Below are 26,031 nucleotides of genomic sequence, written 5' to 3'. Positions count from 1 at the left end.
GCTCCCACGAGATTCTCAGCGTCCCAAAGGAGCAACCGTGAACCCCGAAGCCGGCAGTCCAGGTTTCGCCAGCGTCAGCCAGGCCCCGCCGGTGCACCGGGTGAAGGTGCTGACGGTCAATACCCACAAAGGCTTCACCGCCTTCAACCGGCGCTTCATCCTGCCGGAGTTGCGCGAGGCGGTGCGCAGCACCGAGGCCGATATCGTGTTCCTGCAGGAGGTGCTCGGCAGCCATGACCGGCATGCCGCACGCCACCCCGACTGGCCGAAAACCTCGCAGTACGAATTTCTTGCCGACAGCATGTGGAGCGAGTTCGCTTACGGGCGCAATGCGGTGTACCCCGACGGCCACCACGGCAATGCGCTGCTGTCCAAATACCCGATCATCGAGCACCGCAACCTCGACGTGTCGATCACCGGCCCCGAGCGGCGCGGGCTGCTGCACTGCGTGCTGGACGTACCGGGCGGGCGCCAGGTGCATGCCATCTGCGTGCACCTGTCGTTGCTCGAAAGCCACCGGCAAAAGCAGTTGCAGTTGCTGCGCAAACTGCTCGACGCCCTGCCCGCCGATGCGCCAGTGATCATTGCCGGCGACTTCAACGACTGGCAGTTGCGCGGCAACCGTACCCTGAGACTGGAGCAGGGCCTGCACGAGGCCTTCGAGCGCCACCATGGGCTGCTGGCGCGCACCTACCCTGCGCGCCTGCCGCTGCTGCGCCTGGACCGCATCTACCTGCGCAACGCCGACAGCCACAGGCCGCAAATTCTCGGGCACAAGCCGTGGACGCATCTGTCTGACCACCTGCCGCTGGCGGTGGAGGTGCGGTTGTAAACGGCGTGCACAACCTTGTAGGAGCGGCCTCGCCGGGGCGCCGGACCGGCGAGGCCGCTCCTACAGGGAAGGCGTCGACAGCGGGCGATGCAACGATTCGGCATAGCGCCTCCACGGCAAATCGCCGATATCGATATACATCAAGGTAAATCCTTTAAATTCAAACAGCTGCCCATCCCAACGTAGTTTTCGCGGACCTTTCACACCTTCTTGACGCAAGCCCCTGCGTCTCCTTAGCTGAACAGAACCACTCGTAGTAAAAATTCGTGCCGGGCCTCTAGCTCGCGCCTTCGTGCGCGTTCGCAAAGGTTGGCGCGCTGGTTTGTGTCGCCCCTGTTTTGCCGTCAGCACGTGACATCGGGCCAGGTTCCGGGCGGTACCACACGCTGCTCACTCCAACGCAAAACAGGAGATCCGCCATGAAAACCACCTCGAACCCCGTGCGCTTCGACAGCTTTTTCTACGCGGTTTCCACGTCGCTGCTTCTGGCAACCCCGGTGGAAACCTTCGCCTTCGAACCCCAGGAGGGCGAGCCGTTCGCGCGCTTTTTGCAGGCCCCTGCGGTACCTCAGCTGTCTATTGACCCGCTGAACGCCAGTGGCCTGAACCAGGGCATGCTGGCGGCGTTCAGCGAGCGCATGGCCGAGCGCCATGGCCAGGCCGCCCCGGACCTGATTGCCAGCCAGTGGGCGCAGTTCTTCCCGGGCAGCCCGCGCCCGGGCGGCCGGGAGCCGGCGCAACTGGAGGCGCCCAGCCAGCAGATGATGGTCGGCCCGGACCTGTTCGTGCGTGAAACCGCCGGCGGCAACGTGCACCGCGCAGGCATCTTCGTTGGCCACAACAACCTGCAGAGCAGCTTCAACGGCATACGCCCGTTACTGGGCGACAAGCAACGCAACGCGGTAAACCTGAGCGGCGAGAGCCTGGGGGTGTACTGGAGCATGACTCATGAGCAGGGCTGGCATGTGGACGCCGTGGCCATGGGCACGCGCATCGATGTCAACGGCCGCAGCGAGAGCGGCCAGCGGGTGGACGACAGCGGCCACGCCATGACCTTTTCGGTGGAAGGCGGCTTCCCCATCGGTCTGGGCGGCGGCTGGGTGATCGAGCCCCAGGCGCAGTTGATCAACCAGCAGTTCTTCCCCGGCAACCAGGCCCAGGAACAGACCCTGCAGGCGTTCGACAGCCAGCCGAGCTGGAGCGGCCGGGTGGGGGCGAAACTGTCGGGGCGCTACGAGGTTCGCGGCATGCCCATCGAACCCTATGTGCGCACCAACGTGTGGTACGACTTCAGCAACTACGACACGGTGAAGCTCGACCAGGTGGACAAGATCTCCAGCTCGCGCAGCTCGGCCACGGTGGAACTGGGGTTAGGGTTGGTGGCGCGGGTTACGCCCAATGTGGCGTTGTTCGTCAGCGCCGATTACAGCAGTGATGTGGATGACAATGACTTGAACGGGTTGATTGGCAGTTTGGGGGTGCGGATGCGCTGGTAGGCAGGCCCGGCCTTTTCGCGGGTAAACCCGCTCCCACAGGGACTGCACAAAGTCTGAATCTTGTGCGGTCCCTGTGGGAGCGGGTTTACCCGCGAAGAGGACGGTACAGTCAGCCGGTCAGGCCGGCTTCATCACCAACACCCCAAGCGGCGGCAGGTTCAGCGCAAGCGACAGCGGCTGGCCGTGGCTGGCGATGGACTGACTGGCCACTGCTCCCAGGTTGCCGACGTTGGAACCGGCGTACAGCTCGGCATCGCTGTTGAGCAGCTCCTGCCACTGCTCGCCGAACGGCACGCCGATGCGGTAACCCTCGCGCGGTACCGGGGTGAAGTTGGCCACCACCAGCAGCGGCTCGCCCTGGCTGCTCCAGCGCAGCCAGGCGTACACGCTGTTTTGCGCATCATCGCCAATCAGCCACTGGAAGCCCTGGGGCAGGCAATCCTGCTCGTGCAGCGCCGGCAGCGCGCGGTACAGGCGGTTCAAGTCGCCCACCAGCTTTTGCACGCCCTGGTGCTCGGAATACTGCATCAGGTACCAGTCCAGTTGCTGGTCGTGGTTCCACTCGCGCCACTGGCCGAACTCGCAGCCCATGAACAGCAGCTTCTTGCCCGGGTGGGTCCACATGAAGGTGAGGTAGGCGCGCAGGTTGGCGAACTTCTGCCAGCGGTCACCGGGCATCTTGTCGATCAGCGAGTGCTTGCCGTGCACCACCTCGTCATGGGAGATGGGCAGGATGAAGTGCTCGGAGTAGGCGTAGATCAGCCCGAAGCTCATCTCGTTGTGGTGGTATGTGCGGTGGATCGGGTCGTTCTGGATGTAGTGCAGGGTGTCGTGCATCCAGCCCATGTTCCACTTGTAGGCAAAGCCCAGACCGCCCTGCTGCACCGGCTGGCTGACCCCGGGCCAGGCGGTGGACTCCTCGGCGATGATCAGCGCGCCGGGCGCTTCATGGGCGGCCACGCTGTTGAGGTGGCGGATGAAGTCGATGGCTTCGAGGTTCTCGCGCCCGCCGTGGCGGTTGGGCACCCACTCGCCGGCCTTGCGCGAGTAATCGCGGTACAGCATCGAGGCCACCGCATCGACCCGCAGGCCGTCGATGTGGAAATGCTTGAGCCAGTGCAGCGCCGAGGCCAGCATGAAGCCGCGCACCTCGTTGCGCCCCAGGTTGTAGATGAGCGTGTTCCAGTCCTGGTGGAAGCCTTCAAGCGGGTTGTCGTATTCGTACAGCGCGGTGCCGTCGAAACGCGCAAGGCCGTGCTCGTCGGTGGGGAAATGCGCCGGCACCCAGTCGAGCAATACGCCAATGCCGCCCTGGTGGCAGGCGTCAACGAAGAAGGCGAAGTCCTCGGCGCTGCCGTAGCGCGAGGTGGGGGCGAACAGCGACAACGGCTGGTAGCCCCAGGAGCCGCCGAACGGGTGTTCCATGATCGGCATCAGCTCGATGTGGGTAAAACCCAGCTCCTGCACGTAGGGCACCAGGCGCTCGGCCAGTTCGCGCCAGTTGTAGTAGCGCGTCACTTCGCCGGCATCGTCCAGCTCGCAGCGCCAGGAGCCGGCGTGCAGCTCGTAGATCGACAGCGGCGCGCTGTAAGCGTGGCGCTGGGCGCGCTGGGCCATCCAGTCGTGGTCCTGCCAGCCGTGGGCCAGCTCGCCGGCCACCTTCGAGGCGGTGCTCGGCGGCAGCTCGGTGGCGCGGGCCAGCGGGTCGGCCTTGAGCGGCAGCACGCCGCCCTGGCCGAGCACTTCGTACTTGTAGGTTTCGCCTACCCCCAGCCTGGGTATGAACAGCTCCCACACCCCGGCGCTGTGGCGCAGGCGCATGGGGTGGCGGCGGCCGTCCCAGTTGTTGAAGTCGCCCACCACCGATACCCGCCGGGCATTCGGCGCCCACACCGAGAAGCACACACCGTTGACGCCATCGACCTGAGTGGGCTGGGCGCCGAAGCGCCCGGACAGGTCGCGGTGGTTGCCCTCGGCGAACAGGTACAGGTCCATGTCGCCCAGTTGCGGGCCGAAGCTGTAAGGGTCTTCGGTGACCTGCTCGCCGCCGGCCCAGCCGATCTGCAGCAGGTACGGGTGGGCCTCGCTCAGGCGCGCGCTGAACAGCCCGGGCAGGCTGGCCTGCTGCATTTCGGCGAGGATGCGCCCGTCATCGCGGGCCAGCACCTTCACGTTGAGGGCGTTGGGCAAATAGGCGCGTATCGCTTGGCCACCTGCACCATCGGGGTGCGGGCCGAGCACCGCGAACGGGTCGGCGTGCTCGGCGCTGGCCAGGGCATCGAGGTCCCGTTGCCGAAGGCCACCGGTGTCACGCGTGGTTGCATTCATCTTGCTGCCCCTTTCCATGAATTCATGAGCTGCTGTGTTGCCCTCAGGCAACCTTGTGGGAGCGGGCTTGCCCGCGAACACCGGCGAAGCCGGTGCCATAAACCGCGCTGCCTGCTTCGCGGGCAAGCCCGCTCCCACAGGGAACGCATATCGTCAGTCAGAAAGCTCACCCCTCCCCCCACGCACTGACCAGCCCATGCAAACCATGCAAGGGCACGGCCAGCCAGGCCGGGCGGTTTTCCGCTTCGTAGCTGATCTCGTAAGCGGCCTTCTCCAGGCAGAACAGCTCCAGCGCCGCGCGCTCGCCCTCGGCCTGCTGCCAGGCGTGGGGCATGGCGGCGGTGGCCAGGCCATAGGCTTCGACGAAGGCGTGACGCGACTGATGCAGGTACTGCCGGGCGACCCGCTGGCGGGCCTGGCGCGCAGCCTCGGAGAGGTCTACTGCCGAGGCGCTGCGCAGAATCATCGCAGCAGCATAGTCGAAGGAACGCAGCACGCCGCTGACATCCTTGTACGGGCTGTGTTTGGCCCGGCGTTCGTCCAGCGGGCGCGCCGGCTCGCCCTCGAAGTCGATCAGGTAGGCATCGCCCTGCACCACCAGCACCTGGCCCAGGTGCAGGTCGCCGTGCACCCGCATCAGCAGGCCACCTTCGGCCTGGCGGGCCAGCTGGGCGACATGCTGCTGCAGGCCCTGGCGCTGTTGCTGCAGGTCGTCGACCAGGGCCTGGCCGTCGGGGTCGAGGCTGGCGCGGTGCTGGGCCAGCAGGTCGAGGGCATGGCCCAGTTCGGCGCTGATCTGCCGCGCCCAGTGCTCGCTGTCCTGGCGGTTGCTGACCCGCGGCTCGAATGCCGCATCATTGCTTGGCGCAGCCAGCAGCAGGTGCATCTCGCCCAGGCGCTGGCCGAGCAAGGCGGCAAACCCGCTGAGCTCGGCCAGGGCATCGGTGTGCGCTTCCTGCTCGAGGCTGTCGGGCTCCATTTCGTCGCGGATGGCCCGCTCCAGGGTGTTCTGGGTCCAGTCCCAGGCATCGCCCTGGTTGCTCAGGTAGCCCTGGGCGATCATCAGCAGGTTGGGCTGCCCGTCTTCGTCAACGCGGCTGACCCAGGCCAAAAGCGGCGAGATATTGGCAAAACCGGCGGCAGTCAGGTAGGCGCTCATCTCAAGCTCCGGGTGCACCCCGGGGTTGACCCGACGGATCAGCTTGAGCACAAGGCTTTCGCCCACCACCACCGAGCTGTTGGACTGCTCGGCGCCGAGGTAGCGCACTTCGCTGTCGTCATTCAGCGCCAGGCTGGCCAACTGCAGGTTGCTGTGGAACTGCAGCTCGCCCAGGCCATCGCCGCAGGGTAGTTGCAGGCCGTCCTGGCAGGCGCGCAACACGGCGCGCACGAAGGGTTCGAGCACGAAGGCATCGGTGATCAGCCCGACCTGGCGGCCACGGCGTACCCGCGACAGCGCCAGCTGCTGGGGCAATGCGGCGCTGATCTGCTCTTCGGGCAGCAGGCCGAACGGCAACTGGTAGTGGCTGACCGCGCCGTCGCTGTGCACCTCGATTTCGGCCAGCAGCATCGGCAATGCCGAGGTGCCCAGGCGCACGCCGTAGCGCAGGCGCACCTGGTCGATCGGCCCCTCTTTACCGGCGAACCAGCGCCGCTTGGGCAGGTACTGGGGCAGGATGGTGCCTTGCAGGGTGTCGCTGGACGGCGCTTCGAGCAGCTCTTCGAGGCGCTTGCGCAGCACCAGGGTGGTGAGCTCTGGCAGGCCTTCGCTGGCCTGGATGTGCCAGCTGGGCATGCGGTCGTGGGAGGCCAGCAGGAACCAGTAGAAACCGTACGGCGCCAGGGTGAGCAGGAACGGCAACTGGCCGATGGGCGGGAAAGCGCTGCCGCCGAGCATCTCTACCGGCACCCTGTCTGCGTACTGCGACAGCTCCAGCTCCGCCGCCTGCGCCGCGCGCGAGACGTTGGCCACGCACAGCACGATTTCGGTGTGGCCATCGACGCCTGTGTACTCGCGGATGTAGGCGAGGATGCGCCGGTTGCTGGGGGTGAGCATTTTCAAAGTGCCGCGGCCGAAGGCCTTCTGCTGCTTGCGCACCGCCAGCAGGCGGCGGTTCCAGTTCAGCAGCGAATGCGGGTCGTGGGCCTGGGCTTCGACGTTGATGGTCTGGTAGCCATACAGCGGGTCCATGATCGGCGGCAGCACCAGGCGCTGCGGGTCGGCCTTGGAGAAACCGCCGTTGCGGTCGGGCGACCACTGCATGGGGGTGCGCACGCCGTCGCGGTCACCGAGGTAGATGTTGTCGCCCATACCCAGTTCGTCGCCGTAGTACAGCGTGGGGGTGCCGGGCATCGACAGCAGCAGGCTGGTGAGCAGCTCGATGCGCCGCCGGTCGCGCTGCAGCAAGGGCGCCAGGCGCCGGCGGATGCCTAAGTTGATGCGCGCGCGGCGGTCTTCGGCGTAGTAGTTCCACAGGTAGTCGCGCTCGCGGTCGGTGACCATCTCCAACGTCAGCTCATCGTGGTTGCGCAAGAAGATCGCCCACTGGCAGTTGGCCGGAATCTCCGGGGTTTGGCGCAGGATGTCAGTGATCGGGAAGCGGTCTTCCATGGCCAGGGCCATGTACATGCGCGGCATCAGCGGGAAGTGGAAGGCCATGTGGCATTCGTCGCCGTCACCCTCGCCGAAGTACGGGCGGGTGTCTTCGGGCCACTGGTTGGCCTCGGCCAGCAGCATGCGGTCGGGGTAGTTGGCGTCGATCTCGGCGCGGATGGCCTTGAGCACCGCGTGGGTTTCGGGGAGGTTTTCGTTGTTGGTACCGTCGCGCTCGATCAGGTAGGGGATGGCGTCCAGGCGCAGGCCGTCGACACCGATGTCGAGCCAGAAGCGCATCACGTCGATCACCGCCTTCATCACCTGCGGGTTGTCGAAGTTGAGGTCGGGCTGGTGCGAGTAGAAACGGTGCCAGAAGTACTGGCCGGCCACCGGGTCCCAGGTCCAGTTGGACTTTTCGGTGTCGAGGAAAATGATGCGGGTGCCGTCGTATTTCTGGTCGTCGTCAGACCACACGTAGAAGTCCCGGGCCTTGCTGCCGCGCTTGGCGTGGCGGGCGCGCTGGAACCAGGGGTGCTGGTCGGAGGTGTGGTTGATGACAAGCTCGGTGATGACCCGCAGGTTGCGCTTGTGCGCCTCGGCGATGAAGCGCCGGGCGTCGGCCATGCTGCCGTAGTCGGGGTGCACGGCCTTGTATTCGCCGATGTCGTAACCGTCGTCGCGCCGTGGCGAGGGGTAGAACGGCAGCAGCCACAGGGTGTTGACGCCCAGTTCGGCGATGTAGTCGAGCTTGCTGATCAAGCCGGCGAAATCGCCGATGCCGTCGTTGTTCGAGTCGAAGAACGACTTGATATGCAGCTGGTAGATCACCGCGTCCTTGTACCACAGCGGGTCATCGATGAAGGCTGCCGGGCGGGAACGCTTGGCCATGTTCGACTCCTTTCATTTACGAGTTAGGCACGCCCTTTGTAGGAGCGGCCTTGTGTCGCGAAAGGGCTGCGCAGCAGCCCCGACAATCTGTCATGTCGCCGAGATCCCGGGGCCGCTTCGCGCCCCTTTCGCGGCACGAGGCCGCTCCTACAGGGGTCAGTGCTGCTTGCTGATACGCCAGATCCCGAACGGTTGGTGCCAGGGTTCGATGCGCATCCACTGGACCTTGCCGTGCCAGGTCCAGCGGTGGCCGGTCATCAGGTCTTCGCCCTGGGTGTCGGCGTGGTCGTCCAGCCCCAGCTCCCACAGCGGCAGCTCGAAACTGGCCTCCTGGGCGTTGTATGGGTCCAGGCTGATGGCCACCAGGATGATGTTGTCACGTTCGGGGGTGCGCTTGGCGAAGTACAGGATCTGCTCGTTCCAGCAGTTCAAGAACAGCACCCCCAGGTGCGTCTGCAGGGCGCGGTTTTCGCGGCGGATGTGGTTGAGCCGGGCAATCTCGGCGACGATGTTGCCGGGGGCTGTGTAGTCGCGTGGGCGGATCTCGTACTTCTCCGAATCGAGGTACTCTTCCTTGCCCGGCAGTGGCGTGCCTTCGCACAGCTCAAAGCCCGAGTACATGCCCCACAGCCCCGAACCCATGGTGGCCAGCGCTGCGCGGATGAGAAAGCCCGGGCGCCCGGAGGTCTGCAGGAAATACGGGTTGATGTCAGGGGTGTTGACGAAGAAATTGGGGCGGTAGCACAGGCTCAGCGGCGGGCGGTTGAGCTCTTCGAAGTACTCGCGCAGCTCTTGCTTGCTGTTGCGCCAGGTGAAGTAGGTGTAGCTCTGGGCGTAACCCACCTTGCCCAGGCGCGCCATCATTGCCGGGCGGGTGAAGGCCTCGGCGAGGAACACCACCTCGGGGTGCTGGCTGCGCACATTGGCGATCAACCATTGCCAGAACGGCAGCGGCTTGGTGTGCGGGTTGTCGACGCGGAAGGTCTTGACCCCCTCCTCCACCCAGCCCACCACCACGTCACGCAGGGCCAGCCACAGGCCGGGCACGGCATCGGGGGCGTAGAAGTCGACGTTGACGATGTCCTGGTACTTTTTCGGCGGGTTCTCGGCGTAGCGAATGGTGCCGTCGGGGCGCCAGCTGAACCAGCCGGGGTGGTCCTTGAGCCAGGGGTGGTCCTGGGAGCACTGGATGGCAAAGTCCAGGGCGATTTCCAGGCCGTGGTCGGCGGCGGCGGCCACCAGCCGGCGGAAGTCCTCGCGGCTGCCCAGCTGCGGGTGGATGGCGTCGTGACCGCCCTCGGGGCTGCCGATGGCGTAAGGGCTGCCGGGGTCTTCGGGCTGGGCCTTGAGGGCGTTGTTACGGCCCTTGCGGTGCTGCTGGCCAATGGGGTGGATGGGCGGGAAGTACAGCACGTCAAAGCCCATGTCACGGATCATCGGCAGGCGCTGGTGCACGTCGTTGAAGGTGCCGTGGCGCTCGGGGCTGTCGGTGCACGAGCGCGGGAACAGCTCGTACCAGCTGGCGAACTGCGCCGCCTCGCGGTCCACATCCAGCGGGAATTCGCGGCTGCGGGTGAGGTAGCTGCGGTGCTCGGCCTCGCTCATCAGGCGCTGGGTATCGGGGTTCAACAGCTGCGCCACCTGGTCGTCCACTGCCAGGCTTGGCAGGCGCTGTTGCAATTCGAGCAGTTGTTCGCCGAGCAAACCCTCGCTGCGCTCGATGCCCTTGCCGAGCATCAGCCGGCCCTCTTCGAGCTCCAGCTCGACGTTTTGGCCGGCGCCGTACTTTTTCTCAAGGTCGTGGCAGTAGGTGGCGAACGGGTCGACCCAGGCCTCGATGCTGAACAGGTGCAGGCCAAGCTCGGTTGGGGTGAACTCGGCCAGCCACAGGTCGTTGCCCGGCGAGTGCATGGCCACGGTATGCCAGCGCCGGCTGTGGGCCTGGCGCCAGTACAGCATCACTGCCAGGCGGTCGTGGCCGTCGCTGTAGACCTTGGCGTTGGCCTGGACCTGCTGCCCGCGCACTGCCTTGCTGGCAAAGGTACCGCCGTCCAGCGCGGGGCCCACATCCTCGATCACGATGCGCGGCGCCAGCAGCGCCTGGGAGAGGCTGATGGCCTGGTCCGGGTGGTCGCCCGCCATAGGCACGCTTTCGAAGGGCTCGTTACCTGACATCGCACTCGCTCCATAGAGTTGTGACGGTAAGGGTTCAGAACCGTGATCGGGCGCGTGGGTTCAAAAAAACTGAGCGAATGGCGCGGGGCGTGAGTCCAAGCCTGCAACACCGCTTCATTCACCACGCGAGGTCAGGCCCATGAACATTCCCATTCCACCGGAAACTCCCGACCCGAACATCGACGACCCGACGTTGCCACCGCCGGTGCCCGAAGAAGAGCCGGACGAGCTGCCGATCAAGCCGACTGTGCCGCCCACCGTAGGCGACCCGCCGAGCGAGGAGCCGCCGGTGAGAGGTAGAGGATAGACAAGGCTGGGGGCCCTGGTTGGGTTCGAGGGCCCTATCGCCGGCCAACACAGTTTGCAGCCACGCGCACCTGACATTTCTACCAGTAGCGCCCAATCGGCTGGCCGGGTAAACAACAGGGTCTCACTCTACCGGCGACCCGCTCCATGTACTCCCAGCGCCATACCGACGCCTGCCTGATGCGGATCGTCAGCAACTTCCTCGAGCAAAGCCCGGCGATGGTCCGCTCGGACCGGTCGATGGACGAGCTGGGTGCCGACAGCTTCGACATGGTCGAGTTGCAGGCGCTGGTGGAGGAAGCCTTCGGCATTCAAATACCTCGCCAGTTGCCGACCTACATCACCTTCGACGAACTGCTCGCGCTGGTGCTCAGGAGCGGTGCAGCGCTGCGCTGCTGATTTGGCGCATTCAGCAACTGACATTTCTGCCAGTTTCGCCAAATGCCGGTGAGCGTTACAACACAGAGGTCATAACCCCAATGATCTGGAGACGGTCATGAGTACAGAAAATATTGAAGAAAGGGTGAAAAAAATCATTGCCGAACATTTGAGTAAATCTAGCGACGAAGTCACAAACGCGTCTTCCTTCACCGACGATCTGGGTGCGGACTCGCTCGACACAGTCGAGTTGATCATGACGTTTGAAGAAGAGTTCGAATTGGTAATACCCGACGAAGACGCAGAAAAACTCACCACCGTTCAAAAGGTCGCGGACTACATCAAAAAGAACGCAACAGCCAGCTGATGCCACTCACCCACGCAGGTACTGACCATGGACATGAACAAGCTGGTCATCAGAAGCCTTCAGAAGATTCTTTTGAAGAGCCGCCGGGATGACATCAAAGTGACCGGTGACCTGATCTTGAGGGAAGCGCTCAGCGAGAAAACACTGCGCCGCTACCTGAAGGCCATAGGTTTCGCAACACAGGTGCATATCGACTTCGCCGAGCCGATGACAGTGGACGAACTTATCGGGATTCTGCGAAAGCCATGAGTTTGGGGAGAAACAGACCGCTCGCCCTGATATCAGTCAGTTAGCGTTTGCAGCCCTTCGCGGGCAAGCCCGCTCCCACAGGAACGCGCAACGCCTCAAGCTGGCGCTTTACCTGTGGGAGCGGGCTTGCCCGCGAAGGGCCGCACAGCGGCCCAAATTTCATTGACTGACTGGCATTACCGCACGCCCGACCGGTTTCTGCGGATGCTATTGCCCCGACAGCAGCTCAACACTGATCTCGCGCATCCTGAACTTCTGCACCTTGCCCGTCACCGTCATCGGGAATTCATCGACAAAACGGAAATGCCTTGGCGCCTTGAAGTGCGCCAGCCGCGCCTTGCACCACTGCTGCAGTTCATCCGCTGTGGCGTTGTGCCCCGGGTGCAGGCGGATCCACGCCACCACCTCCTCGCCATACCGGCTGCACGGAATGCCCACCACCTGCGCCTCGGCCACCGCCGGGTGGGTGTGGAGAAACTCCTCCAGCTCGCGCGGGTAGATGTTCTCGCCGCCCCTGATGATCATGTCCTTGTTGCGCCCGACAATGCGCACGTAGCCGTCGTCGTCCATCACCGCCAGGTCGCCGGTGTGCATCCAGCCGGCCGGGTCGATGGCCTCGGCCGTCGCCTGCGGGTTACCCCAGTAGCCGAGCATCACGCTGTAGCCGCGAGTGCACAGCTCGCCGATTTCGCCGCGCGTAACGATGCCGCCATCGGCGTCCACCAGCTTGGTTTCCAGCTGCGGCTGGGTGCGGCCCACCGTGGTTACCCGCAGTTCAAGGCCATCGTCGGGGCCGGTCTGCAGCGACACCGGGCTGGTTTCGGTCATGCCGTAGGCGATCTGCACCTGGGCCATGTGCAACTGGTCGATGACCTTGCGCATCACCTCGATCGGACAGGTGGCGCCGGCCATGATGCCGCTGCGCAGGGTGGTGAGGTCCAGCTGCGCGCGCAGCGGGTGGTCGAGCATGGCGATGAACATGGTCGGCACGCCATAAAGAATGCTGGCGCGCTCATCACTCACGGCGCGCAGGGTAAGTTCGGCGTCGAAGGCGTCGTTGGGGTACACCATGGTGCTGCCATGGGTGATGCAGCCAAGGTTGGCCATGACCATGCCGAAGCAGTGGTACAGCGGTACCGGGATCACCATGCGGTCGTGCTCGGTCAGGCCCAGGCTTGCGCCGACCATGTAGCCGTTGTTGAGGATGTTGTAGTGGCTCAGGGTGGCGCCCTTGGGCGCGCCGGTAGTGCCGGAGGTGTACTGGATGTTCACTGGCTGGTCGCACTGCAGGCTGTTCTGACGCTGATCGAATATGGCGGGGTCGACTTCCTCTGCCCGCCCCGCCAGCGCCGCCCAGGGCAAGAAGCCTGGCGGCGGTTCGGCGGCCAGGCTGACCACGCCGCGCAGCTCGGGCAGGCGCTCGCTGTGCAATTGGCCAATCGCCTGGCTGGCCAGCTCCGGCACCAGCTCTTGCAGCATGGCGTGGTAGTCACAGGTTTTGAACGCACCGGCGCACACCAGCCAGCGGCAGCCGGACTGGCGCAGCACGTATTCCAGCTCGCCCGTGCGATACGCCGGGTTGATATTGACCAGGATCGCGCCGACTTTGGCCGTGGCCAGTTGCAGGATGCACCACTGGGCGCAGTTGGGCGCCCAGATGCCCACCCGCTCGCCCACCGCCACGCCCAGCGCCATCAGTGCCCGGGCGTGGGCGTCGACTTGTTCGGCCAGCTGCCGCCAGCTATAGCGTAGGGCCTGGTGACGCACCACAAGCGCCTCGCGTTCGGGGTGGCGGGCCACGGTGGCGTCGAAGGCCTGGCCGATGGTGAGAGTGAGCAATGCTTTGTCCTGACGGCCGCAGGTGTAGCTGGGTTGAGGCATGGGCATCCCTTCTTGTGATTGTTCTGGGCATGACTGAAGCAGGCGGCGTTAACTGTGGACCATGTTGACGTTAACGTAAAGGTGACTGGACAAGGGGCATGTCGAGGTTTACGTTAACGTAAAGGTGAAAAGCAAAACCCAGGTCAATGGTGCTACGCCTCCCCCTGTAGGAGCGGGCTTGCCCGCGATAGCGACCCCTCAGGCAACAGTGCCGGGCCTGCTGACGCATTCGCGGGCAAGCCCGCTCCCACAGGGACGGCAACAAGGCCATGGACTAGGGTGTAACCCAATTTCAAGAACAACAAGGTGCCCCGCCATGCATTACCCGACCCTGAACTTCGCCCTGGGCGAGACCATCGACATGCTGCGGGACCAGGTGCGTACCTTCGTCGCCGCAGAGCTGGCCCCACGCGCCGCGCAGATCGACCACGACAACCTGTTCCCCGCCGACATGTGGCGCAAGTTCGGCGATATGGGCCTGCTGGGCATCACCGTTGCCGAAGAATACGGCGGCGCCGGCCTGGGTTACCTGGCCCACGTGGTGAGCATGGAAGAGATCAGCCGCGGCTCGGCCTCGGTGGCCCTTTCGTACGGTGCCCACTCCAACCTGTGCGTCAACCAGATCAACCGCAATGGCACTCATGAGCAGAAGCTCAAGTACCTGCCCAAGCTGATCAGCGGCGAGCATATCGGCGCCCTGGCCATGAGCGAACCCAATGCCGGCTCCGACGTGGTGTCGATGAAACTGCGCGCCGAAAAACGCGGCGACCGCTACGTGCTCAACGGCAGCAAGACCTGGATCACCAACGGCCCCGACGCCAACACCTACGTGATCTACGCCAAGACCGACCTGGACAAGGGTGCCCACGGCATCACCGCCTTCATCGTCGAGCGCGACTGGAAGGGGTTTTCCCGCAGCAACAAGTTCGACAAGCTCGGCATGCGCGGCTCCAATACCTGCGAGCTGTTCTTCGATGACGTCGAGGTACCTGAGCAGAACATCCTCGGCCAGCTCAACGGCGGCGTGCGGGTGTTGATGAGCGGCCTGGACTACGAGCGCGTGGTGCTGTCCGGCGGGCCGACCGGCATCATGCAAAGCTGCATGGACCTGGTGGTGCCGTACATCCACGACCGCAAGCAGTTCGGCCAGAGCATCGGCGAGTTCCAGCTGATCCAGGGCAAGATCGCCGACATGTACACCCAGCTCAACGCCAGCCGCGCCTACCTGTACGCCGTGGCCCAGGCCTGCGACCGCGGCGAGACCACGCGCAAGGACGCCGCCGGGGTAATTCTTTACACCGCCGAGCGCGCCACGCAGATGGCCCTGGAGGCGATCCAGATTCTCGGTGGCAACGGCTACATCAACGAATTCCCGGCCGGGCGCCTGCTGCGCGACGCCAAGCTGTACGAGATCGGCGCCGGCACCAGCGAGATTCGCCGGATGTTGATCGGCCGCGAACTGTTCAACGAAACCCGCTGAGCACAAGGAACTGGCGTTCATGGCTACCCTGCACACCCAGCTCAACCCGCGCTCGGCAGAATTTGCCGCCAACAGCGCGGCCATGCTCGAACAGGTCGGCGCCCTGCGCGGCCTGCTCGCCCACATCGCCCAGGGCGGCGGGCCCAAGGCCCAGCAGCGGCACACCTCGCGCGGCAAGCTGCTGCCGCGCGAGCGCATCGACCGCCTGCTGGATGCCGGCTCGGCATTCCTGGAAATCGGCCAGCTGGCCGCCCATGAGGTGTACGGCGAAGACGTGCCCGCTGCCGGGGTGATCGCCGGCATTGGCCGGGTCGAAGGTGTGGAATGCATGATCGTGGCCAACGACGCCACGGTCAAAGGCGGCTCGTACTACCCGCTGACCGTAAAAAAGCACCTGCGCGCGCAGACCATCGCCCTGCAGAACCGTCTGCCGTGCATCTACCTGGTGGACTCCGGCGGCGCCAACCTGCCGCGCCAGGACGAGGTATTCCCCGACCGCGAGCACTTCGGGCGGATCTTCTTCAACCAGGCCAACATGAGCGCACTGGGCATCCCGCAAATCGCCGTGGTGATGGGCTCGTGCACCGCCGGTGGCGCCTATGTGCCGGCCATGGCCGACGAGGCGATCATGGTACGCCAGCAGGCGACCATCTTCCTCGCCGGCCCCCCGTTGGTGAAGGCGGCCACCGGTGAAGTGGTCAGCGCCGAAGACTTAGGCGGCGCCGATGTGCACTGCCGCACCAGTGGCGTGGCCGACCACTATGCCGATAACGACGAACATGCCCTGGCCATCGCCAGGCGCAGCGTGGCCAACCTCAACTGGCACAAGCAGGGCAAGCTGCAGTGCCAGGCGCCAATCGCGCCCTTGTACAACGCCGAGGAGCTGTACGGCGTGGTACCGGCCGACGCCAAGCAGCCGTTCGATGTGCGCGAGGTGATCGCGCGACTGGTGGACGGCTCGCAGTTCGACGAGTTCAAGGCGCTGTTCGGCACCACCCTGGTGTGCGGCTTCGCCCACCTGCACGGCTACCCGGTGGCCATTTTGGCCAACAACGGCATCCTCTTCGCCGAGGCTGCGCAAAAAGGTGCGCACTTCATCGAACTGGCCTGCCAGCGCGGCATCCCGCTGCTGTTTCTGCAGAACATCACAGGCTTCATGGTCGGCAAAAAGTATGAAGAAGGCGGTATCGCCAAGCACGGCGCCAAGCTGGTGACCGCCGTGGCCTGCGCCCAGGTGCCGAAGTTCACGGTGATCATCGGCGGCAGCTTTGGCGCCGGCAACTACGGCATGTGCGGCCGCGCCTACGACCCGCGCTTCTTGTGGATGTGGCCCAACGCGCGCATCGGCGTGATGGGTGCCGAGCAGGCCGCAGGCGTGCTGGCGCAGGTCAAACGCGAGCAGAGCGAGCGCAGTGGCGAGGTGTTCAGCGCCGAGGACGAGCATGCCCTCAAGCAGCCGATCCTCGACCAGTACGAGCGCCAGGGCCACCCGTACTACTCGAGCGCCAGGCTGTGGGACGACGGTGTCATCGACCCGGCGCAGACCCGCGATGTACTGGGCTTGGCGTTGTCTGCTGCGCTGAACGCGCCGATCGAACAGAGCCGCTTCGGCATTTTCCGGATGTGACCCATGACCGACTTCGACACCATTGAACTGGAAAAAGACCCGCGCGGCTTCACCACCCTGTGGCTCAGCCGTGAGGATAAAAACAACGCCTTCAATGCGCAGATGATTCGCGAGCTGATCGTCGCCCTCGACCACCTGGCCGACGACACCGGCCTGCGCTTCGTGCTGCTGCGCGGGCGTGGCCGGCATTTCAGCGCCGGGGCAGACCTTGCCTGGATGCAGCAGTCGGCACAACTGGACTTCAATACCAACCTGGACGACGCCCGCGAGCTGGGCGAGCTGATGTACGCCCTGCACCGGCTCAAGGTGCCAACCCTGGCCGTGGTGCAGGGCGCGGCCTTTGGCGGTGCGCTGGGGCTGATCAGTTGCTGCGACATGGCCATCGGCGCCATCGACGCACAACTGTGCCTTTCGGAGGTTCGCATCGGCCTGGCACCGGCGGTGATCAGCCCGTTCGTGGTCAAGGCCATCGGCGAACGTGCCACCCGCCGCTACGCCCTCACAGCAGAACGCTTCAGCGGCGAGCGTGCCCGTGAGCTGGGGCTGCTGGCCGAGGTGTACCCGGCCGCCGAGCTGGATGCGCAGGTTGAGGCCTGGGTCGATAACCTGCTGCACAACAGCCCGCAGGCATTGCGCGCCACCAAGGACCTGCTGCGCGAGGTGGACGATGGCGAACTGAGCCCGGCCCTGCGCCGCTACTGCGAAAACACCATCGCCCGCATTCGCGTCAGTGCCGAGGGCCAGGAAGGCCTGCGCGCCTTCCTCGAAAAGCGCCGCCCCGCCTGGCAAGCCGAATACAAAAAGGAGCCGCGCCCATGAGCCGCCCTACCCTGACCACCCTGCTGGTGGCCAACCGCGGCGAGATCGCCTGCCGCGTGATGCGTACCGCCAAGGCCATGGGCCTGACCACCGTGGCGGTGCACAGCGCCACCGACCGCGACGCGCGCCACAGCCGCGAAGCCGACATTCGCGTCGACCTGGGCGGCAGCAAGGCCGCCGACAGCTACCTGATGGTCGACAAACTGATTGCCGCCGCCCGCGCCAGCGGCGCCCAGGCCATTCACCCGGGCTATGGCTTTTTGTCAGAGAACGCAGGCTTTGCCCGCGCCATCGAACAAGCCGGGCTGATCTTCCTTGGCCCGCCGGCCAGCGCCATCGACGCCATGGGCAGCAAATCGGCGGCCAAGGCACTGATGGAGGCGGCCGGCGTGCCACTGGTGCCGGGCTACCACGGCGAAGCCCAGGACCTCGAGACCTTCCGTGCCGCCGCCCAGCGCATCGGCTACCCGGTGCTGCTCAAGGCCAGCGCTGGCGGTGGCGGCAAGGGCATGAAGGTGGTGGAGCAGGAAAGCCAGCTGGCCGATGCCCTGGCCTCTGCGCAACGCGAGGCCCAGGCTTCGTTCGGCGATGCGCGCATGCTGGTGGAAAAGTACGTGCTCAAGCCACGCCATGTGGAAATCCAGGTGTTCGCCGACCAGCACGGCCACTGCCTGTACCTCAACGAGCGCGACTGCTCGATCCAGCGTCGGCACCAGAAGGTGGTGGAAGAAGCGCCCGCACCGGGGCTGTCGCCCGAGCTGCGCCAGGCCATGGGCGAGGCCGCTGTGCGCGCCGCCCAGGCCATCGGCTACGTAGGTGCCGGCACCGTGGAGTTTTTGCTCGATGCCCGCGGCGAGTTCTTCTTCATGGAAATGAACACCCGCCTGCAGGTGGAACACCCGGTCACCGAGGCCATCACCGGGCTCGACCTGGTGGCCTGGCAAATCCGCGTGGCGTGCGGCGAGCCGCTACCGATCACTCAAGAAAAGGTACCGCTGCGCGGCCATGCCATCGAGGTGCGGCTATACGCCGAAGACCCGGCCAATGAATTCTTGCCGGCCACCGGCACGCTTGCGCTGTACCGCGAATCGGCGCCGGGCGAAGGGCGCCGGGTGGACAGCGGAGTCAGCGAGGGCGATGTGGTATCGCCGTTCTACGACCCGATGCTGGGCAAGCTGATTGCCTGGGGCCCGGACCGTGAACAGGCACGCCTGCGCCTGCTGGCGATGCTCGATGAATTCGCCATCGGCGGGCTGAAAACCAACATCGCCTTCCTGCGACGCATTCTCGCGCACCCGGCGTTTGCCGCCGCCGAGCTGGATACCGGTTTCATCCCGCGCCACCAGCAGGTGCTGCTGCCCGGCGGTGAGCCGTTGCCCGCCACGTTCTGGGAGGCAGCGGCCGAAGCCTGGCTGCAGAGCGAACCCATGCGCCTTCGAGGGGATGACCCCAGCTCGCCATGGCCTGCCCGTGACGGCCTGCGCCTGGGCCTGCCAGCGCGCAGCAGCCTGCACCTGCAATGCGAAGGCGAGGAGCAGGCCGTCGCCCTGGAGCGCAGCGCACCGTCCAACTGGCAGCTGGATGGCGAACAGCTGTGCCACGACCAGGACGGCGTGCGCCGCCGCTACCTGGCCGTGCGTCGTGGCGACAGCCTGTACCTGCAGTGGCATGGCGAACTGCATACCGTCACCCGCCATGACCCGATCGCCGCTGCCGAGGCCAGCCACGGCCACCAGGGCGGCCTGGCTGCGCCCATGAACGGCAGTATCGTGCGGGTGCTGGTGGCGCCCGGCCAAGCCGTGGCGGCCGGTACCGCGCTGGTGGTGCTGGAGGCGATGAAGATGGAGCACAGCATCCGCGCGCCGCAGGATGGCGTGGTAAAGGCGGTGATGTGCCAGGAGGGGGAAATGGTCAGCGAGGGGGCGGTGCTGGTGGATATGGAGGCCTGAACTTCAAGCCGGCTCCCTGTAGGAGCCGGCTTGCCGGCGATGGGGCCGGTACAGGCTACAAACTGGCATGCATCTTCACGACAACGCCGAGAAACTCGCAGCCCTCATCACACACCAAGGTCGGATAAGCGTTGTTCAGGGCCTTGAGATACAACTGCCCGCCCTCCTCGGCCAGTTGCCTGAAAATCGCCGACTTGCCGGGCAACCGGGCGATCACTAGCTTGCCGGGCTCTGCGACCACGCCGTCGTCGACCAGAATGCGCGCGCCCTCAGGCACGCTCTTGCCGCTGGCGGCGCTCATGGTGTCGTTTTCAACCGTCAGCCAGAACGCCTTGCCCCGGGCCATGTAGTCGGTCTGCTCGAAGGCTTCGGGCGGCTCGGCTTGCGCCTGCCCTAAAGCCGCCCACTGGCGCAGCGGGTAGCGGAAGCACACGAAATACCTGGCCTGGCCACCATCGTCATCATCGTCGTCTTCCAGCGCATAGCGGCCGGGCTGCTCACCCACCTGGCCGTGCACGCGCAGTTGCATGCTCACCTGATAATGGGGCATGCCCAACTCGACGAACACCCGGTTCATCGAATCGACCCGCGGTTGCCGGCGTTTGCGCAGCCAATGGCCGACGCTGCCCTGGGAAACCCCGACACGTTCTGCCAGGTACTCCTGGGAGATATCCAGCTCCTCGATCCGTTCCCGGACGAGGGCAATCCATTTGTCCATGTTCATCGCAGGCACGATACGGACTGCCCCTCAGCGCTCAATACACATCAAGTATTATTTCTTGAATCACGTAAAAATACTTCAAGTATTAATATCGGCTGACACCCTTACCCGATTGGCATTTGCAGGTACATCAGGATGAGCAGTTCGAAAAAAACGGATACAGAACTCGACACCGAAGCCGCCCGTCGCGCGCTCGACTTCTACCTCAACCCCACCCCCAGCGCCCCCGACCTCGAGCGCTCGCTGTGGACGCTGCGCGAAGGCGTCACCCGCCAACAGGCCAGCGACCACGCCTCGGAACTGCTGCGTTGCGCGGCCGCCACGGCGCACGAAACCGCCAGCCACCTGCAGGGCACGACACGGGAAGTGGTATTTGCGCTGATGCACATGATCAACATGTCCCGCGCCCTGCTGGAGCAGCGCGAAGCCATGGAACAGGAGTGAAAATAGCAAGGGAGACGTGATAGACGCACAGCGGCTGAACGCCGCTTGGCGTGGATGAGGCGTGCGCCAGCAAAGTTTTTTTACCGGACACGGCAAAAAACAATTGACTGGCAAATGATAACGATTATTATTGCACTCAGCTGGTCGCGAGACCCGCTGGATAACCTGCAAAGTCCTCAGGTCGGACTCTCAGATTATCTCCTCATCAGGCTAATCACGGTTTTTGACCCGGCTTTTTGCCGGGTCATTTTTTTTGGCTCTTCAGGCTAATGAAGATCGTTGATGGCGGCGATGATAGCAAAAATGTTTCAGAGCGTGAACGCTCATTACAAATCTTTGCCGAATCAGCACTTGAGAATCAATCTCGTTAAGGCTAAGCTGGTTTCGCGTCACGGAAGATGCCCCTCCCCCTCCTATATGCTGAGCAAGGAGCTGCCCATGAGCCGTTTGCTGCTGCCCCTCGAGCACGACCCGCGCACCGCCGAACAGCACGCTGAAGACGCCCTGCTGCATGCGCTCAAGCGCCTGCCGCGGCGGGTACAGCAGGTGTTTCTGCTGGGCCGCCTCGACCAGCTGGGCTTCGCCGCCATTGCCGAGCGCCTGTCGCTGCCACTGCTCAGCATCGAACGCCACATGAATCAGGCCCTGCAAACAACCCGCGAGCCGGGCGATGCCCTGGCCAGTGTCGCCATCCAGTGGTACGTGCGCCTGCAAAGCCCGCAGGCCACCGCTTGCGAGCGCATTGATTTTCGCCGCTGGCTGGACGCCGCCCCGGAACACCTGCACGCCTTCCACCAGACCGAACTGCGCTGGCGCAGCCTGCTGGCCCCGGCACGCCAGCTTGGTCATGACGGTTGGTACCGCCAGGGCCGCGCGGCGTTGTCGCTGGGTGGTTGCTCGATTGCCATCGGGCTCGGCGCCGCCGCACTGCTGGCGCTGGGCCTGCTGGCCTGACAACCCCACGCGCCCTCCTCCGATTGCCGCCCCACCCCTGCCGCCAAGCGGTGTACAGTACCGTCACAACAACGCCAAGACAGGAGCCTGGCAATGACCGTGACGCTGTCCCCGCTGCACATCGACTGCGACTTCGATTCCGGCAACATTCAGGTGCTGGACGCCAGCAACCCCGCGCAGGTGCGCCTGAACATCCGCCCCGACACCCACAGCGGCCACTTCCAGTGGTTCCACTTCAAGGTCAGTGGCCTCACCCTCGGCCAGGTCCATCGCTTCAGCCTGGACAACGCCCACCAGTCCGCCTACAAGAACGCCTGGAGCGGCTACAACGCCGTGGCCTCCTACGACCAGCAAAGCTGGTTCCGCGTGCCGAGCCAGTTCGATGGCCAGGCCCTGCGCTTCGAGGTGCAGGCCGAGCAGGAACAGATCTGGTTCGCCTACTTCGAGCCCTACCCCCGTGCCCGCCACAACCAGCTGATCGAGCGTGCCCGTGGCATCCCCGGTGTCGAGCTGCTGGCCAGCGGGCGCAGCGTGCAGGGCCGCGATATCCCGCTGCTGCGCGCCGGCACCGGTGAGGCGAACAAGCGCAAGCTGTGGATCATCGCCCAGCAGCACCCCGGCGAGCACATGGCCGAGTGGTTCATGGAGGGTGTGATCGACCGCCTCGAAGCCAACGATGCCAGCATCCAGCAACTGCTGGCCAAGGCCGACCTATACCTGATCCCCAACATGAACCCCGACGGCGCCTTCCTCGGCCACCTGCGCACCAATTTCAAGGGCAAGGACCTCAACCGCGCCTGGCAGGACGCCAGCGTCGAGAACAGCCCCGAGGTGTTCTTCGCCCAGGCGCAGATGAAGCAGTACGGCGTGGACGCCTTCGTCGATGCCCATGGCGATGAAGAAATCCCCCACGTGTTCACTGCCGCCTGCGAGGGCAACCCGGGCTACACCCCGCGCATCGCCAAGCTGGAGGAGCAGTTCCGCAGCACCCTGTGCAGCCTGACGCCGGACTTCCAGACCCAGTACGGCTACACCCGCGACGAACCCGGCCAGGCCAACATGACCCTGGCGTGCAATGCGGTGGGGCAGACTTACGACTGCCTGTCGCTGACCCTGGAAATGCCGTTCAAGGACCATGACGATGCACCGGAGCCTGTAGCCGAGTGGTCGGGCGCACGTTCGAAGAAGCTGGCCGGGGCGGTACTGGAGACGTTGTTGAAGATGGTCGACGATTTGCGTTGAAGGTCGCGCACGTCAGGTGGCAGGCGGGCAGGCCTGCTCAAAACGCCACATCCAGGATCACACTGTCCAGGTAGCTCCCTGCTGGCGGTGTGGCCTGGTCGGTGTACACCTTGGCGTTGTAGTTGAACACCTGGCTGCCGGTACCGGTGCCGTTGCCCGGGTTCACGTTGGCATCGCTGCTCGAACGCCGCGCCGCGCCCACTGAGCCCCAGCGGGTGGTGCCGGCGCTCTTGAAGATGTCGTAGGCCAGGTAATTGCTGGTACCGGACTTCATCCGCCGGCGCCCACCCGAGACGTTCTGGCCATCATCCAGCCCCACTGTATAGGCGCTGCCCTTGGTGCACGACAGGCTCACGCTCTGGTTCACCGTAGCAAACCCGGCCACCACTGGCGCACTGCCGAAGCTGATATTGGGGGTGGTGATCTGGCAGTCGTTGGTCACCGTCAGGGTGACCGTGACGGTCTGGTTGCCAGAACCTGTATCGCGCCCCAGGCAGATATTGCCCAGGCCGATCCCTGAGCAGTAGTTCCAGGCCCAGGCAATGTTCAGGGTTTCGGTGTAGGTACCGGCAGCAACATTGGCTCCGACCACGGTACGCAAGTACAACGGCACGGTTTTGGGCGTGTTGCCATTGAGCAGCCCGAGGGCATCGGCCAGGTTGTTGCGGGCAAAATCGAACTGGGTACCGCGAGTAATCGGGTAGCTGGTCGTGTTGTTTGCGTAGATGGTGTACGGGATCACATCGCCGGTCGGCCCTACCAGGCCGCCGGTAGTGGCGGTGATGGTGGCGTAGATATGGTCGGTACTTACCAGCAGCGACAGCAGCGAGCCGGTGCACTGCAACCCGGCATTGGTGGTGGAGGCGTTTTGCACGGTGGTGCGCACCAGGGTCGAATTGATCGAGCCGAACGCCGCCGGCGCGGTGGCCACCACCCCGCACAACGCCCAGGCAGCGCCAGGCAGCAGTGCTGCCAGCAACAACACCGCCTGGCGCAGCCTCACTGGCACACCAGCGGGCCGATCAGCGGAATCGGCCCTTCCCCTTCGGGCAGCGCGAATTCAACCTGGCACTGCCCACCGTCCGCCTTCTGCACCTGCAGGTGATTGCTCGGCGAGAGGTTCTCCAGATACACCAAGCCGTCCCACCCCACCACCGCCTCGGCGCCGCTCTCCTGGTGCAGCACACGGCTGCCCAGCTTGAGGTCCTGCTGCTTGCCGTCCACCAGCACCAGGCTGGCAGCCAGCACCCGGCGCAGCGGGAATTCCAGCAGGTAGCCGCTGTTACGGCGCACCGCCACGCGCTGCTCCACTTGCGGCGCCAGCACATCGGCCGGCAGCTCCATGGGGTCGATCTCATACTTGCCGCGGTAGTAGCCGCTGCTGTAGGGCACCAGCAGGTGGCCGTTGCGGTCGGTGCGGCCGACCGGCTGGTTTTCGTAGCGCACCGGCACATTGCCGTAGCCACTGGTGCTGACCACCACAAAGGCATCATCGATGCGGTTGGCGGCAAACAGCCCGGCATCCATCAACACCACCGAGCCGCTGGCATCGGCCCAGCGGGTCATCTGTTCGCTGCTGCCATACATCCCCGCCTGCAACTGCACCGACTGCAGGCGCCAGGTCAGGTCGGCCTGGCGGTAGTCGCCAGTGGTGCCGCCGGTGGCGTAGCCCAGGTTGTAACCCACGCCGCCGCCCACCGGCACCGCACGGCTGTAGTTGACCCGCTGCAGATCCTGGCCGTCCTTGCTGCGCTCGGCGCTAAGGGCCAGGGTGCCGCGCAGGTCGAAGGGGATCACCAGCTGCGCCTGCACTGCCCAATGGCTGTCGCCGATGTCGCGGTTGGCCGACAGGTACAGGCTGCTGTTGCCCCACAGCGGCTTGCTCCAGCTGAGGTTGAGCAGCCGCGTGCGCGAGCCGTCACCGACGCGGATGTCGAAGTAGCCGGCGCCCAGGCTGCCGTAGCTGTCCAGGTTCAGGCTCACGGTAGCCTGCTCGCTGCGCCGGCTCAGGCGGGTGTAGGGGCTGTCGACCAGCGACAGGTCGGCGTACTCGCCGTGGCGCTCGATGCGCTGGTAGTTGAAGCCGAGGCGCCGGCTGTTGTACTGGTAACCCAGCGCCACCTGCTGGCCGCTGTCGCCGTCGAAGCGGCTCTGCGCCACAGCGGCGTTGAGCACACCGAAAGTCCCCACCCGCAGGTTGCCGCCCAGGCCGCCGAGCATCAGCGATTCGGACGTCTCGGCGTGGGTCTCCAGGGTGAAGAAGTCCGACAGCCCGTGGCGCAGGCTGGCCGAGGCCACCCCGGGGCCATAGGCGAAGTCGCGCACGGCGTAGTCGCGGCGCAGGCTGCCGGCCGCCAGCGAGAAGTCCGACAGCCCCTTGGCCAAAAGGCTGCTGGTGACATAGAACGGCAATGTGGTGGACACCTGGCGGCCCAGGGCGTCGGTGGTGACCACCACCGCCTCGCCGGCGCCGTTGATGAACGGCACGTTGGTCAGGCTGTAGGGGCCTGGCTGCAGGTCGGTGCTGCTGGCCTTGTAGCCGTTGATGAACAGGTCCAAGGAGGTGGGCACTGCGGCCTCACCGGCGAACGCCGGCAGCGGGTAGGTGACCAGGTCCGGGCGGGCGCCGAAGTCCCGCGACAACTGCAGGCCGCCAACCCGCACCGAGGTGGTCCATGGCAAGGCGCCGGTCACCAGGTCGCCTACCTCGTAGCTGAGCAGGCGCTGCTCGTCGGTGTAGCGCAAGGTGGTGTCGTAGCGCAAAAAGCCCTGGCGCGCGTCGCTTTGCGCGCCGTTGAACGACTGGCGCCACTGCCCGGTGGTGGAGAAGCTGCCCCAGGTGTCGAACAGGCGCAGCTCGTTCCAGGCGGCCAGGTAGGTGCCGCCGTCGTCGGTGTCGTTGAGGTAGGCATCATAGTTGAGCAGCGCGCCGAAGCTGGTACGGGTATCGCTGGCCGGGTACAGGCCACGCTCACCCACCTGCTGGTCGGGCAGCCAGGCAGGCGGTACTTGCAGCAGCAGGCGCTGGTTCTGGCTGTCGTAGTCGCTGTGCAGGCCGGGGATGTCGTCCAGCGCCACCTCGCCCTGGGGGTTGCCCGGCAGGCTGATGCCGGCGTCACGCAGCACCTCGCTTGGCAGGTACAGGCGCCCTGCCCGCTGCTGCACCGGCACCAGCTCAGCCTTGCCCACCTGGTTCACCAGCAGGTCGAGGTAGAGCGTGGCATCGGCTATGACCGCACTTTCGGTCGGCGGCGGCGGCAGCTCGTCGGCCACCGCCAGGCCGGGCCCCAACATGGCCA

The 26,031-nt window shown here is 65.2% G+C and carries 20 protein-coding genes; 13 read left to right on the top strand and 7 right to left on the bottom strand.

Translation table 11 applies throughout. The annotated features are described in order from the left end of the window. Positions 1-37 precede the first annotated feature (37 nt). The gene (locus KSS93_RS12730; RefSeq protein WP_217888551.1) at positions 38-832 is read left to right on the top strand and encodes an endonuclease/exonuclease/phosphatase family protein; all 795 of its coding nucleotides are present in this window, start codon (positions 38-40) and stop codon (positions 830-832) included. A gap of 419 nt (positions 833-1,251) precedes the next feature. Continuing rightward, a complete protein-coding gene (locus KSS93_RS12725; RefSeq protein WP_217888550.1) occupies positions 1,252-2,328 on the top strand; it encodes an autotransporter domain-containing protein in 1,077 nt (358 codons plus the stop codon). Positions 2,329-2,445: 117 nt separating this feature from the next. Here KSS93_RS12725 and glgB read toward each other — a convergent pair whose 3' ends face one another. From glgB to KSS93_RS12710, 3 genes are all read right to left on the bottom strand, one after another. Then, the gene (gene glgB, locus KSS93_RS12720) at positions 2,446-4,656 is read right to left on the bottom strand and encodes a 1,4-alpha-glucan branching protein GlgB (RefSeq protein WP_217888549.1); all 2,211 of its coding nucleotides are present in this window, start codon (positions 4,654-4,656) and stop codon (positions 2,446-2,448) included. A 166-nt stretch (positions 4,657-4,822) separates the two neighbouring features. Continuing rightward, complete coding sequence (gene treS / locus KSS93_RS12715; RefSeq protein WP_217888548.1) at positions 4,823-8,140, bottom strand: maltose alpha-D-glucosyltransferase; 3,318 nt, start codon at positions 8,138-8,140, stop codon at positions 4,823-4,825. A gap of 156 nt (positions 8,141-8,296) precedes the next feature. Beyond that, complete coding sequence (locus tag KSS93_RS12710; RefSeq protein ID WP_217888547.1) at positions 8,297-10,315, bottom strand: alpha-1,4-glucan--maltose-1-phosphate maltosyltransferase; 2,019 nt, start codon at positions 10,313-10,315, stop codon at positions 8,297-8,299. A 139-nt stretch (positions 10,316-10,454) separates the two neighbouring features. On the opposite strand from KSS93_RS12710, the gene KSS93_RS12705 reads away from it, so the two are divergent. From KSS93_RS12705 to KSS93_RS12690, 4 genes are all read left to right on the top strand, one after another. Continuing rightward, positions 10,455-10,622, top strand: coding sequence for a hypothetical protein (locus KSS93_RS12705; RefSeq protein ID WP_217888546.1), 168 nt, complete (start codon positions 10,455-10,457; stop codon positions 10,620-10,622). Between the two features lie 146 nt (positions 10,623-10,768). Continuing rightward, positions 10,769-11,020 carry an acyl carrier protein gene (locus KSS93_RS12700; RefSeq protein WP_217888545.1) on the top strand — a complete coding sequence of 84 codons (252 nt, stop codon included), beginning with the start codon at positions 10,769-10,771 and terminating at the stop codon, positions 11,018-11,020. Between the two features lie 97 nt (positions 11,021-11,117). Continuing rightward, positions 11,118-11,366 carry an acyl carrier protein gene (gene acpP, locus KSS93_RS12695; RefSeq protein ID WP_217888544.1) on the top strand — a complete coding sequence of 83 codons (249 nt, stop codon included), beginning with the start codon at positions 11,118-11,120 and terminating at the stop codon, positions 11,364-11,366. Positions 11,367-11,393: 27 nt separating this feature from the next. Next, entirely contained in the window at positions 11,394-11,615 is a 222-nt protein-coding gene (locus tag KSS93_RS12690; protein WP_217888543.1) for a hypothetical protein, read from the top strand. Positions 11,616-11,822: 207 nt separating this feature from the next. Here KSS93_RS12690 and KSS93_RS12685 read toward each other — a convergent pair whose 3' ends face one another. Next, the gene (locus KSS93_RS12685) at positions 11,823-13,496 is read right to left on the bottom strand and encodes an AMP-binding protein (protein WP_217888542.1); all 1,674 of its coding nucleotides are present in this window, start codon (positions 13,494-13,496) and stop codon (positions 11,823-11,825) included. Between the two features lie 316 nt (positions 13,497-13,812). Between KSS93_RS12685 and KSS93_RS12680 the strand changes: the two genes are divergently transcribed. From KSS93_RS12680 to KSS93_RS12665, 4 genes are read left to right on the top strand one after another with little or no spacing between them, the layout of a single operon-like run. After that, complete coding sequence (locus KSS93_RS12680; protein WP_217888541.1) at positions 13,813-14,976, top strand: isovaleryl-CoA dehydrogenase; 1,164 nt, start codon at positions 13,813-13,815, stop codon at positions 14,974-14,976. A 19-nt stretch (positions 14,977-14,995) separates the two neighbouring features. Next, positions 14,996-16,603: a carboxyl transferase domain-containing protein gene (locus tag KSS93_RS12675; RefSeq protein WP_217888540.1), complete on the top strand. Its 1,608-nt coding sequence runs from the start codon at positions 14,996-14,998 to the stop codon at positions 16,601-16,603. A 3-nt stretch (positions 16,604-16,606) separates the two neighbouring features. Further along, complete coding sequence (locus KSS93_RS12670; RefSeq protein WP_217888539.1) at positions 16,607-17,422, top strand: gamma-carboxygeranoyl-CoA hydratase; 816 nt, start codon at positions 16,607-16,609, stop codon at positions 17,420-17,422. Further along, entirely contained in the window at positions 17,419-19,371 is a 1,953-nt protein-coding gene (locus tag KSS93_RS12665; protein WP_217888538.1) for an acetyl/propionyl/methylcrotonyl-CoA carboxylase subunit alpha, read from the top strand. Before KSS93_RS12670 ends, KSS93_RS12665 begins: the two co-directional genes overlap by 4 nt. Before the next feature lie 55 nt (positions 19,372-19,426). On the opposite strand, the gene KSS93_RS12660 is transcribed toward KSS93_RS12665, so the two are convergent. Further along, a complete protein-coding gene (locus KSS93_RS12660; RefSeq protein ID WP_217888537.1) occupies positions 19,427-20,095 on the bottom strand; it encodes a LexA family transcriptional regulator in 669 nt (222 codons plus the stop codon). A 132-nt stretch (positions 20,096-20,227) separates the two neighbouring features. Here KSS93_RS12660 and KSS93_RS12655 point away from each other — a divergent pair, with 132 nt between their 5' ends. The 3 genes from KSS93_RS12655 (at position 20,228) to KSS93_RS12645 (ending at position 22,732) form a co-directional block, all read left to right on the top strand. Next, the gene (locus KSS93_RS12655) at positions 20,228-20,536 is read left to right on the top strand and encodes a DUF6124 family protein (RefSeq protein ID WP_217888536.1); all 309 of its coding nucleotides are present in this window, start codon (positions 20,228-20,230) and stop codon (positions 20,534-20,536) included. 438 nt (positions 20,537-20,974) lie between these two features. Beyond that, the gene (locus KSS93_RS12650) at positions 20,975-21,490 is read left to right on the top strand and encodes a DUF4880 domain-containing protein (RefSeq protein WP_217888535.1); all 516 of its coding nucleotides are present in this window, start codon (positions 20,975-20,977) and stop codon (positions 21,488-21,490) included. Between the two features lie 93 nt (positions 21,491-21,583). Continuing rightward, positions 21,584-22,732, top strand: coding sequence for a M14 family metallopeptidase (locus tag KSS93_RS12645; RefSeq protein WP_217888534.1), 1,149 nt, complete (start codon positions 21,584-21,586; stop codon positions 22,730-22,732). A 37-nt stretch (positions 22,733-22,769) separates the two neighbouring features. Here KSS93_RS12645 and KSS93_RS12640 read toward each other — a convergent pair whose 3' ends face one another. Together KSS93_RS12640 and KSS93_RS12635 are read right to left on the bottom strand one after the other, a co-directional pair. Further along, positions 22,770-23,735 carry a Csu type fimbrial protein gene (locus tag KSS93_RS12640; protein ID WP_217888533.1) on the bottom strand — a complete coding sequence of 322 codons (966 nt, stop codon included), beginning with the start codon at positions 23,733-23,735 and terminating at the stop codon, positions 22,770-22,772. Next, positions 23,732-26,026 carry a fimbria/pilus outer membrane usher protein gene (locus KSS93_RS12635; protein WP_217888724.1) on the bottom strand — a complete coding sequence of 765 codons (2,295 nt, stop codon included), beginning with the start codon at positions 26,024-26,026 and terminating at the stop codon, positions 23,732-23,734. Before KSS93_RS12635 ends, KSS93_RS12640 begins: the two co-directional genes overlap by 4 nt. Between the last annotated feature and the right edge of the window lie 5 nt (positions 26,027-26,031).

Source organism: Pseudomonas xanthosomatis (assembly GCF_019139835.1).
Taxonomy (GTDB): Bacteria; Pseudomonadota; Gammaproteobacteria; order Pseudomonadales; family Pseudomonadaceae; genus Aquipseudomonas; species Aquipseudomonas fakonensis.
This window is presented reverse-complemented; position numbering and strand designations above follow the sequence as displayed.